Origin of the sequence: Leucobacter sp. M11 (assembly GCF_035726885.1) — a bacterium.
Lineage (GTDB): Bacteria > Actinomycetota > Actinomycetes > Actinomycetales > Microbacteriaceae > JAPFRB01.
On record NZ_JAPFRB010000001.1, the window covers coordinates 605,725 to 616,213 of the forward strand.

Here is a 10,489-nt window from a genome sequence, read left to right on the forward strand (position 1 = left end):
GGGCCCAGCAGCTCCTGCTCATCCCGCGGCGCGACGTGCGGGAAGGGCGAGGCCACGTGCAGGAGCCGATCGCAGCCGCTGAACGCCGCGTCCCAGCCCGCGGCCTCGGTGAGATCCGCGTCCCGCACGGTGAGCTGTTCCTCGGCGACCCCGGCGTCTGCGGTGATCGTTGCGCGGAGCCGCTCGGCCCAGCCGCGCTCCTGCCCCGCAGCCCGAGCGGTGCCGACCACGTGGTGCCCAGCCGCGAGGGCCTGTCGGACGACGTGCACGCCCAGAAAGCCCGCGACGCCGGTGACCGCAATCCGGAGCGGGGGTTCAGCGGCTGCTGGGAAGCGAGGGGCCGAACGATCGTCGGGCGGCGGTGTCTGGAGCACGGTGCAGTCTTTCCGAGGCCGGGCCATCCGCCCCTTCGGGAGGTGGCCTCAGCTCCGAGATTAGACAATTAGACAATTTTTGTCTAATTGTCTTTTTTGGACAGATTGACAGAAACTGTGCAAAACGTCAGGATGGTGGGATGCCGCTCCCCGACCCGTCCCCCGCGCACTCCCCCGACGACCCCCCGGCCCCCACAGCGAAGGCCGCCGCCGTCCTTCGCGCTGCCCGGCCCGCGTTCGCGAGCCACGGCTACGCAAAGACCACGATGCAGGACATCGCGAGCGCGGCCGGAATCTCACGGGCCTCGCTGTACCTGCTCTTCGCGAACAAAGAGGAGCTGTTCCGCGCGGGCTCGGTCGAGGCACACCGGGCCGTGCTCGCGGACGTGGACCGGGCGCTCTCCGGCTCCGCGCCCGCGCTCGAACGGATCCGAGACGCCCTGCTTGCCTACGCGAGCGAGCTGCTCGCCGATTTCGCGAAGAGCCCGCATCGGGACGAGCTGTTCCGCGCGGGGAAGACCCTCACCGGAGACCTGGTGCACCGCGTCACCGCGGGGATGCTCGAGCGGATCGAGGCGACGCTCCTCGCGGCCGAGCGCGGCGGCGAGATCAGCCTCGCCGCCGGACCGCCCGCGGCACGGGTTGCCCGGATCGCGCTGGCGGCGGTCGACGGCACCAAGCAGCTGGGCGAACAGGCCGATCTGCGCCAGGGAATCGACGACCTCATCGCGCTCCTGCGCGCGGCGACGACGCTCCCCACCCCGGCGCGCGACCGCGTGGGTCGCTAATGCCCCGTCCCTCAGGTGCTCCGTCGCTCAGGCACCCCGTCACGCACTGACGCCGTCGCTGAACGCCCGAGCACCCGAGCGACGCGACGGGCCAGCAGCGTGCCCCAGGCACGGCCGCTGGCCGAGCGGGCGCTCGAATTCGCGCCCGCGTCCCTTAGCGGACCACGCGGAAGCGGCTCACCAGCGGGTCCACTGCGCCGCGAACATACCCCGTGGGCGAGGCGGCGACCGCGCGCAGGAAGTCGACCGTTTCGCTCGTGATCTCCTCGCCGGGCAGCACATTCGGGATCCCGGGCGGGTAGGCGGCGAGGCTGTCGGCGGCGATGCGGCCGACCGCCTCGGCGGCCGAGACCACCTCGGTCTCCCCGAAGAAAGCCTCGCGCGGGAGCATCGCGAGCCGACCCGTGGCGGGCAGCTTCGGGAAGGGCGCGCTCATTCGCGCGCGCTCGTCAGCGGGCAGCGCGGCCGCGGCGTCCGCGACCGTGCCGAGCGCGGCGACCACGCCGTCGATGTCGGGGCGCTTGCCCCCGCCGATCACGGCGACGATCGTGGTCGCGGTGGACATCTCGAAGTAGATTCGGTGGTCCTCGATGAGGCGATCACGCACCCAGTGCCCGCTCGCACCCAGCCCGCTCACGTCGATCGTGACGCGGAGCAGGTCGCGGGCCACGATGTCCTCGAAGTCGGAGAAGTGGTCGCCCACGATCGCGTAGCGGCTGTCGGCGCGCACGCGCGCCTCCAGCTCCCGGGCGGCAACGAGTGATTCGCCGATGCTGGCCATCCCGGTCACCATCGCCTTGCGCGCGATGTCGAGGGAGCCGAGCAGGAGCGCGTTCGTCGAGGTCGACGCGGTCATCGTGTAGGCGCGCTCCACGAGGGCCTCAAGGCGATCCGCGAAGGGGCCGTCACCCAGGTGCAGCATGGCCGACTGGGTGAGGCTCCCGGCCAGCTTGTGCGTGGAGGAAATCACGAGGTCCGCCCCGAGCCGAACCGGCGACTCGGGCAGTTCGGGGTGGAAGCCGAAGTGGGCCCCCCACGCGCCGTCCACGATGAGGGGCACACCGTGGGCGTGCGCAACATCGGCGAGGCCCCGCACGTCCGACACCGAGCCAAAGTAGCTGGGCGAGATCACGTAGACGGAGTTCGCGGGGGTGCCCGCGGCCTCCTGCTCGCTGAGCGCCGCGTCGAGCGCGGCGGGGGTCACGCCGTGGGAGATCCCGTGGCGCTCGTCGACGTTCGGCTGCACGAAGGCGGGCACGAGTCCGCCGAGGAGAACGCCGTCGCTAAAGCTGGAGTGCGCGGAGCGCTGCGAGACGATGCGCTCGCCGAAGCCGCGCACCGCGAGAGCCGCGGTGCGGTTGGCCTGCGAGGCCCCGTTGGTCATGAACCAGGTCCGGCGCGCACCCCAGGCCTCCGCGGCCAGGCGCTGCGCCTGCACGAGCGGGGAGTTCGGGCCGAGGTCGATCTCGTTCAGCATCGGCGAGATGTCCTTACTGACGGCGCGTTCGCCGAGGAAGTCGACCAGACCGGCCGCCGCGCCCGAGGCGTCGCCGCCGTGCCCCGGCACCATGAGGGTCGTGGGGTGGCGGTCGGCGTGCCGGTTCAGGGCCTCGGCATAGGGGGCGCTGCGCTGATGCTCGGGCACCGTCTCGCTCGCGAACTGGCTCATCGTGCCGGGCTGGCCGGGGACGGAGGGATCGGTGTGGGGCGCGGTGACGTCTGTGCTGAGCATATTCCTATGCTTTCCAAGATCGTCCCGGAGCGCTATCCCGCGAAGTTCTCCCTGGTACCAGACGCAATATGTATCCAATTTGCGGTGGCGACCCATCCTCTATATGGCATACATTGGAGGCATGATCGATCTTCGGCAGTTGAGGGCCCTCACCGCGGTCGCCCGAGAGGGTTCCGTGTCCCGCGCTGCCCTGCGCCTCGGCTGGAGCCAGCCGACCGTGGACTATCACCTGAAGAACCTGGATCGCATCGTCGGCACCCCGCTCCTCGTGCGGTCCACGCGCGGCAGCGCGCTCACCTCGGCTGGCACCCTCATGGTCGAGCGCGCCGCGGAAATTCTGAGCCTCACCGAGCGCGCCGTCACCGACACCCAGGAGCTCGCAAATCTGGGGCGGGTCCGGGTCCGCTTCGGGATCTTCCCGACCGCTGCCGCGCGACTCCTGCCCGACATCGTGACCCGACTCGCCCTCGTCGGCGTCGAGCTGGACGCCTCCCTGGAGGAGGTCACCCCGCTCGTGACCGGGGTGAACCGCCGCGAGCTTGATGCGGCCCTCGTGTACGCCGCGGGCGGCTACCAGCTTCCGTTCCGGAGCGAGGTGCACACGACGCCGGTCCTCAGCGAGCCCCTGCTCCTGGTGCTCCCCCGCGGCCACCGTTTTGCCGAGCAGGAGCACATCAGCCACGAGGACCTGCTCTCCCTCGCCGGTGACCCCTGGGTGCTCGGCGCGACCGCCGGGGACACGATGGACGATGCCGTCCGCGATGTCTTCCTCGCCGCGGGCCTCGAGCTCAACGTCGCGATGCGCAGCGACGACTTCTCGGTGGTGCAGGGCCTGGTCGCCGCCGGGATGGTGATCGGCCTCGTCCCCGAACTCGCGCTCGTCACCCAGCGCGAGGACATCGTCGCCAAGCCCATCGTCGGCCAGAGCTTTACCCGGGAGATCGTGCTCGCGGCCCCCGGCGAGGGGCCGGGGAAACAGCCCCCCGCCGCGGTGCGGCAGCTGGCCGAGGCGATCCGGCGCTCGGTCTCCGCGACCCGGATCGACCGCGCCTCCTAGGCCCCCGGCCCCGAGGCCCCCGCCGCGGCCGGCTCCGCCGGAGCGGGCCGCAGGAACCAGGACAGCACGAAGGCCCCGGTGGACAGCCCGGCGCCCCAGAGCAGGGCCTCGTGCACCCCGGCGGCGAGGGCCGCCGTCTCGGTGGCCCCGCCCCCCGCGGCGCGCGCGGAGCCGAGCGTCATCACGGTAATGAACACCGCCGTGCCCGCCGCCCCGGCGATCTGCTGAGCGGTGCTGATCGTGGCGCTGCCGTAGGAGAACAGTTTCTCGGGCAGCGACCCCAGCGACATCGTAAACAGCGGGGTGAACACCCCGGCCAGGCCCAGGCTCATCAGGAGGTGCATGCCGAGCAGGAACCAGACGGAGCTGTGCTCGCTGAGCAGGGTCATGCCCCACAGGCCGAGCGCGACGATGCCCGCGCCGGGGATCAGGAGCGGCCTGGGCCCGAAGGCGTCGTACCAGCGGCCGACGAAGGGCCCGAGGAGCCCCATCAGCAGACCGCCCGGGAGCATCAGCAGCCCCGTGCCGAGGATGTCCAGGCCGAGGACGCGTTGCGCGTAGATCGGGAGCAGGATGAGCGAGCCAAACAGCGCCATCATGCTCACGGAGAGCAGGATGACCGAGAGCGAGAAGGTGCGAGAGCGGAACGTCCGCAGGTCGAGCAGGGCGCGGTCCTCGCGCTGGAGCCGCACCTGGCGGAGCAGGAAGAGCGCGAGCGCCACGCCGCCCACCGTCAGCGGAATCCAGGGCGCGAGCAGCCCGCCGCCCACCGCGGCCTCGCCCAGGGCAGAGAGGCCGTACACGAGCCCGCCGAAGCCAAAGACGGACAGCACGATCGAGAGCACGTCAATCGGGGCATCCCGCGTTTCGGTGACGTTCGGGATCTTGAGCGCACCGAGCACGAGCACGCCGACCGCGATGGGCAGCACGAACAGGAACAGCCAGCGCCACTCCAGGTGCTGCAGAATCAGCCCCGACACGGTCGGGCCGAGCGCGGGGGCCACGGAAATCACGATGGAGATGCGTCCCATGATCTTGCCGCGAATCTGTGGCGGCACCACGGTCATCACCGTGGTCATGAGCAGCGGCATGATGATCGCGGTGCCACTGGCCTGCACGACGCGCCCCGCGAGGAGCTGCGGGAAGCCAGGGGCCGTGGCGGCGAGCAGCGTGCCCAGCGTGAAGAGGGTCGTCGCGGCCAGGAACAGCGTCCGAGTGGGCACCCGTATGATGAGCATGCCCGTGACCGGAATCACGATCGCCATCGTGAGGAGAAAGCCGGTCGTGAGCCACTGCCCGGTGCCCGGGGTGATCCCGAGGTCGTCCATGAGGCGGGGCAGCGCGACGCCCATGACGGTCTCGTTCAGGATCATGACGAAGGCGCCGACGAGGAGCACCCAGACCGCGACGTTCTCGCGTCCGCTGAGGTTCGGGGTGCTGGGGGTGGGATTCGATGGCATGTGGCGCGCGGGGCGTTCTTTCCGTGTGGGGTGAGCGTCGGGGGTGACGTCGGTTGCTGAAATAAGGGGCTGAGGGGGTGGCGGTGCGGCACGCAGTCGGGCGGTCCGTCCCCCGGTGCGGCGACCGCGAGAGCCGGGCGCGCGCGACCACGCGACGGGGCGGGCACCGGAGTCATCGGCGCACCGCTCTGACTCGGGCAGCCGGAGCCGGGAGATCCGCAGGAGCGACGAGCATTCCCCGCAGCACTCCCCGCGCGGCTCGGGCGACCGGGCCACCGTCCCCACGCGAAGCCCCTAGCTTACACGCTCTGGGTCGCGGGGACACGCCCGGGCGCACACGGCGACGCGGCTCGGGCGTGGTCGCGGCGGGCGCGGCCCGGAAGCGGGTCGATGTCAGGGGCTCGTGGTTCAATCGATCCATGTCTTCTCGCCGTCAGAACCGCCCCGTGTCCCCCGCCCGAACCGCAGAAAACGGCCGCTACGCCGCGGCCCGAGGCTGGACCGGCATTGTGTTCATCGCGACCAGCCTGGACGGCTTCATCGCGCGAGGCAACAACACGATTGAGTGGCTCACCGAGCCGGACACGACGGTCACCCACCCCGGCGACGCGGCCCTGACTGCGGGCGCTGTCGCCGCCATCCCGGGAGCACGCCGCAGGGCGGCCGGGCCGGGCGAGGCCGCGGGCGACTACGCGGGCCTGATGGCGCGCGTGGATCACCTCGTCATGGGCCGAAACACCTACGAAACGGTCGCCGGCTTCCCCGAGTGGCCCTACCCAGAGACCCCGGTGATCGTGCTGAGCACCTCCCTCCCCCGGGACGCCGATGCGCGGGTGACGATCGCTGGCTCGGTCGCCGAGGCGACGGACCTGCTCAGCCGGGCGCGAGCCGGGGGCGTCTACATCGACGGCGGGCAGACCGTCCGCGCCTTCCTCGAGGAGGGCCTCGTGGACGAGCTGACCGTCAGCCGCGCCCCCATCCTGCTCGGCTCGGGCCTGCCCCTGTTCGGCGGCGGCGCACCCGAGCAGCGGCTGAGATTGGACGCGGCGGCGACCGGGCCGAACGGGCTGGTCCACGCCCGCTACACCGTGCTCCGCGATGACGCTGGTGCCGGTCGGGGGTCCGGGGCTACCCTGAGGAAATGACGCGCGCATCGAACATCCCCGCACTCGAGCGGGCCACCAACCGGGGCTGGGACGCCTGGGTGGCCGAGCTCACGGCACGAAACGCCGCAGCGCTGACGCACACCGAGATCGCCGCCCTCGCCCGGGAGCGGATGCCCGCGGGGCTCCAGAACCCCGACTGGTGGGCGCAGGGGGTGGCGATTGCCTACGCCCAGCACATCGGTCGCCGCCAGCCCGGGCAGTCTGCCGCGGGAGATTTTCGGGCCGGGGCCACCAAGACGATCCGGGCCGCGCCGGATGCCGCGGTTGCGGCCTGGCTCGCCCGTTTCGGCGGCGTCGCCGAGCTCGACGGGGTGCCCGCCGCCAAGGAACGACTGAGCCAGACCGAAAAGCGCCGGGTCTGGCGCATCGACCTCGCCGACGGCGGTCGGGTCTCGGTCGAGTTCACGGGGACGCCGGAGCGCACCGGGGTCGCCGTGCAGCACGGCGGCCTCGGCTCCCCGGAGGATATCGCCCGCTGGAAGCCCGTCTGGAAGGCCGCGCTCGACGAGCTCGCCGGCTCACTCGCGGAGGCCGCTCCCGGCGCTGAGTAGTTCAGGAGTTCAGGAGTTCGGGACCTCGGGACCTCAGGAGCTCAACGGCCCGAGGGCCACCCCGAAGGACACGACGAGGGCCACGACCAGAAACAGCGCGGTCAGCCCCGCGCACACCCACATGGGCAAGCCGGCCGTCGGCGTGACCTTCCGCAGCACCACGTGGCGGCCGATCAGGTAGACGAGGCTCCCCAGGAGCGCTGCCGCCCAGGGGAAGGGCCGCACCACGCCGAGCTCGCGCAGGTGGGCGTGATCCCGGGAGGCCAGGAAGGCCTGGCCCGCCAGGCTCAGCAGGCCGATGGCGGCCTGGAGCAAGACGAACCACAGCACATCGAACAGGCCACCCAGCTGCGATTGCGGGAGGTTCCCGGAGCTCAGGGTCAGCAGCATCCGGAATCCGGGGTGCAGCATCATCGCGGCGCTGACGAGAATCGGAAGCACCGCGAGGGCCCAGGTCCAGACGCTGTCCACGGGCGCCCGCTCGTCAATCCGGGGCCGGTCGCCCAGCTGCGCCGTCGCCGCGCCTCGCGGAATGCCCTGGCCCACGGCCGGGGCCGCGACGTACACGGTCCAGGCACGCCCGTCCCACCACCGTTGTGCCCCGGTGCCGTCGGGGTACCAGCCGGGCAGGGGAACGGAGGCGTTCGGATCGCTCATGCGCCCAGCCTAGCGAGTCGCGCCCGGATCAGGTCGCCCACCCCCGCGTTGTCCCGGATCCGGGGGAACCGCCCCGTGGCCCGAGGCCCGGCTCCTCGGGCGCTTGCTCTCGAAAGAACGCCGTCAGCTCGGCCAGGAGGCGAGCGTAGACGCCGCGGAGCGTGGCTGGCTCCCCCGCCTCACGGAGCCGCCCCCACTCTCGGTAGGCCAAGCGCGCCGCACCATTTGCGGAGATCACGGCGGCCTGCACCACCAGGTCGTCCGCCGGTCGCCCCAGCGCGAGCGCGGAGCCCTCGGCCAATTCGGCGTCGAGTCGCCCGTCCTCGACGACCAGGAGCGCGATCAGGGTCGGTTCTCCCTCGGCAAGCCGCCGCAGCCGCATGGCCTCGTCGTGCTGCCGGGGCCGCTCGTCGATCTGCGCGAAGAGCCGAGCCCAAGAGTCCTGAAGCGCCGTGAACAGGGGCGCGCCGCCCCGAATCTTCGCGAGGGTCTCCTCGACCAGGTCCCGGAAGTCGCTTTCCGCGGCGAAGGCCGCGTGCTCCTTCGTGGCGAAATAGCGGAAAAAGGTTCGCGGGGAGATCCCCGCAGCCGCCGCGATGTCGTCCACCGTGGTCGCGGCGACCCCGCGCTCCTCGAAGAGCCCGACGGCCACCTCGTGAATCTCCCGCAGGGTGTCGAGCCGACGGCGCTCGCGGAGATCGAGGGGGAGATCCTCGGGCTGCGGGGAATCTTTTTCGGCGGTCATGGTTTAACCATACAGAACCCGCCAACATGGCAGTTACTGACATACTGTTCTCGGCGCCCGATTCGGCCGCCACCCCGCACCCACAGAAGGACGCCGTTGACCACCGCACACCCCGCCCCGCCCACGGGCTCCACGAAGAGCGCGCTGCCCCCGGGCACCCTGCCCGTCGTCATCCTCCTCGTCGCCTCAGCCTTCATCGTGATCCTGAACGAGACGATCATGTCGGTCGCGCTCCCCCGGCTCATGGTCGAGTTCCAGATCTCCGCGAGCACGGCCCAGTGGCTCACGACCGGTTTCCTCCTCACGATGGCCGTGGTCATCCCGCTGACGGGCTACATCCTGGCCCGCTTCCCGGTCCGGAGCGTGTTCCTCGCGGCGATGTCGCTCTTCGCCCTGGGCACGCTCATCTCCGGGCTCGCCCCGGGCTTCGAGGTCCTCCTCGCCGGGCGCATCATCCAGGCCTCCGGCACCGCGGTCATGATGCCGCTGCTGATGACCACCGTGATGAACCTGGTGACTCCCGAGCACCGGGGCCGGATGATGGGCGTCATTTCGATCGTGATCTCGGTCGCACCCGCCATCGGACCGACCGTCTCCGGCGTGATCCTCGCGAACCTCGAGTGGCGCTGGATGTTCCTGATCGTGCTCCCCCTCGTCATCCTCGCCCTCATCCTCGGCGCGATCTGGGTGCGCAACGTCACCGAAACCCGCCGGGTGAAGTTCGATCCGCTCTCGGTGATCCTCTCCGGCTTCGGCTTCGGCCTGCTGGTGTTCGGGCTGAGCTCGATCGGGGCAGCCGCCAGCGGCGAGGCGACCTTCCCCGTGTGGGTGCCCATCGTCGCGGGCGTGCTCGGCCTGATCGCCTTCTCCGGGCGTCAGCTCTCGCTCGCGAAGACCGACTCCGCGCTGCTTGACCTGCGCGCGTTCCGCTCGAAGAGCTTCTCTCTCGCGGTCACGCTGATCGTGGTCGTCGCCGCGGCCCTGTTCGGCTCGCTCATCCTGCTCCCGCTCTTCCTGCAGCAGGTGCTCGGGCTCGACACACTGACCACCGGGCTCATGATGCTCCCCGGCGGCGTGCTCATGGGCCTCATCGCGCCGGTGGTGGGATCGCTCTTTGACCGCTTCGGCCCGACGCCGCTCGTGATTCCCGGCATGGTCGTGGCCGCGGGCGCGCTCTGGGGCATGACGACCTTCGACCAGGGCACCGACATCTGGTGGGTTGTGACGGTGCACCTCGCGCTCAACCTGGGCCTCGGCTTCGTGTTCACGCCGCTGATGACCTCGGCGCTGGGCTCCCTGCCGCGCAAGCTCTACCCGCACGGCTCGGCGATCGTCGGCACGATCCAGCAGGTCGCGGGGGCCGCAGGCACCGCCGTGTTCATCAGCATCATGACGATTCAGTCCACGAAGTTGATCGGGCAGGGCACGGATGCCATCGCCGCCACCGCGTCCGGCATCCACAGCGCGTTCCTGGTGGGCGCGATCATCGCGACCTTCGCCATCGTTCTCGCCGCGTTCGTGCGCCCGGCCCCGGCGCCCGACGAGGACGAGATCGCCCCGTCGATCGAGCCGTCCGAACGCTCGGCCGCCTAGGCCAGACGCGCCCCCCGGACCCACCGCGCGCCTCCGCCCCGTGGGCCGGGGGCGCGCGGGGCGTCACGCGAGGCGGATGCCTCGCCGCCGCTCAGGAACGAACGAGGCGCGCGATCGCGTCGCTGGCCTCGGTGATCTTTGCGGCAGCCGCGTCATCGTCGCCCATTCTGGCCGCGTCGAGCACGCAGTGCTGCAGGTGGTCGTCGAGGAGGCCGAGCGCGACAACCTCGAGCGCCCGGGTCATGGCGCTGATCTGCGTCAGGATGTCGATGCAGTACTTGTCCTCGTCGATCATCTTCGAGATACCCCGGGACTGCCCCTCGATGCGCCGCATGCGCTTCAGGTAGTCGTCCTTGGCACGCCCCT

General features: G+C 71.1%; 11 protein-coding genes. 5 read left to right on the forward strand and 6 right to left on the reverse strand.

The window, feature by feature from the left end; genetic code table 11:
* Nucleotides 1-374 (reverse strand): NAD-dependent epimerase/dehydratase family protein (locus OOT08_RS03120; RefSeq protein ID WP_325091083.1); only part of this gene is annotated, 374 nt, incomplete at its 3' end.
* Nucleotides 375-514: 140 nt separating this feature from the next.
* On the opposite strand from OOT08_RS03120, the gene OOT08_RS03125 reads away from it, so the two are divergent.
* A complete protein-coding gene (locus OOT08_RS03125) occupies nucleotides 515-1,162 on the forward strand; it encodes a TetR/AcrR family transcriptional regulator (RefSeq protein WP_325091084.1) in 648 nt (215 codons plus the stop codon).
* 154 nt (nucleotides 1,163-1,316) lie between these two features.
* Here the strand turns inward: OOT08_RS03125 and OOT08_RS03130 are convergent, their stop codons facing one another.
* Nucleotides 1,317-2,831 carry an aminotransferase class I/II-fold pyridoxal phosphate-dependent enzyme gene (locus OOT08_RS03130; RefSeq protein WP_325091293.1) on the reverse strand — a complete coding sequence of 505 codons (1,515 nt, stop codon included), beginning with the start codon at nucleotides 2,829-2,831 and terminating at the stop codon, nucleotides 1,317-1,319.
* Between the two features lie 166 nt (nucleotides 2,832-2,997).
* On the opposite strand from OOT08_RS03130, the gene OOT08_RS03135 reads away from it, so the two are divergent.
* The gene (locus OOT08_RS03135; RefSeq protein WP_325091085.1) at nucleotides 2,998-3,951 is read left to right on the forward strand and encodes a LysR family transcriptional regulator; all 954 of its coding nucleotides are present in this window, start codon (nucleotides 2,998-3,000) and stop codon (nucleotides 3,949-3,951) included.
* Here OOT08_RS03135 and OOT08_RS03140 read toward each other — a convergent pair.
* Nucleotides 3,948-5,411, reverse strand: coding sequence for a DHA2 family efflux MFS transporter permease subunit (locus OOT08_RS03140; RefSeq protein ID WP_325091086.1), 1,464 nt, complete (start codon nucleotides 5,409-5,411; stop codon nucleotides 3,948-3,950). The genes OOT08_RS03135 and OOT08_RS03140 overlap by 4 nt on opposite strands.
* Nucleotides 5,412-5,830: 419 nt before the next feature.
* Here OOT08_RS03140 and OOT08_RS03145 point away from each other — a divergent pair, with 419 nt between their 5' ends.
* Both OOT08_RS03145 and OOT08_RS03150 read left to right on the forward strand, forming a co-directional pair.
* Entirely contained in the window at nucleotides 5,831-6,556 is a 726-nt protein-coding gene (locus OOT08_RS03145; protein ID WP_325091087.1) for a dihydrofolate reductase family protein, read from the forward strand.
* Nucleotides 6,553-7,128 carry a hypothetical protein gene (locus OOT08_RS03150; RefSeq protein ID WP_325091088.1) on the forward strand — a complete coding sequence of 192 codons (576 nt, stop codon included), beginning with the start codon at nucleotides 6,553-6,555 and terminating at the stop codon, nucleotides 7,126-7,128. Before OOT08_RS03145 ends, OOT08_RS03150 begins: the two co-directional genes overlap by 4 nt.
* Nucleotides 7,129-7,161: 33 nt before the next feature.
* Here the strand turns inward: OOT08_RS03150 and OOT08_RS03155 are convergent, their stop codons facing one another.
* Together OOT08_RS03155 and OOT08_RS03160 are read right to left on the reverse strand one after the other, a co-directional pair.
* A complete protein-coding gene (locus OOT08_RS03155; RefSeq protein ID WP_325091089.1) occupies nucleotides 7,162-7,785 on the reverse strand; it encodes a DUF2510 domain-containing protein in 624 nt (207 codons plus the stop codon).
* 28 nt (nucleotides 7,786-7,813) lie between these two features.
* Entirely contained in the window at nucleotides 7,814-8,530 is a 717-nt protein-coding gene (locus OOT08_RS03160; RefSeq protein ID WP_325091090.1) for a TetR family transcriptional regulator, read from the reverse strand.
* A gap of 96 nt (nucleotides 8,531-8,626) precedes the next feature.
* Between OOT08_RS03160 and OOT08_RS03165 the strand changes: the two genes are divergently transcribed.
* Nucleotides 8,627-10,123 carry an MDR family MFS transporter gene (locus OOT08_RS03165; protein WP_325091091.1) on the forward strand — a complete coding sequence of 499 codons (1,497 nt, stop codon included), beginning with the start codon at nucleotides 8,627-8,629 and terminating at the stop codon, nucleotides 10,121-10,123.
* Nucleotides 10,124-10,214: 91 nt separating this feature from the next.
* Here the strand turns inward: OOT08_RS03165 and OOT08_RS03170 are convergent.
* Nucleotides 10,215-10,489, reverse strand: a 275-nt coding sequence (locus OOT08_RS03170) for a metal-sensitive transcriptional regulator (RefSeq protein ID WP_325091092.1), incomplete at its 5' end; no start/stop codon positions are given.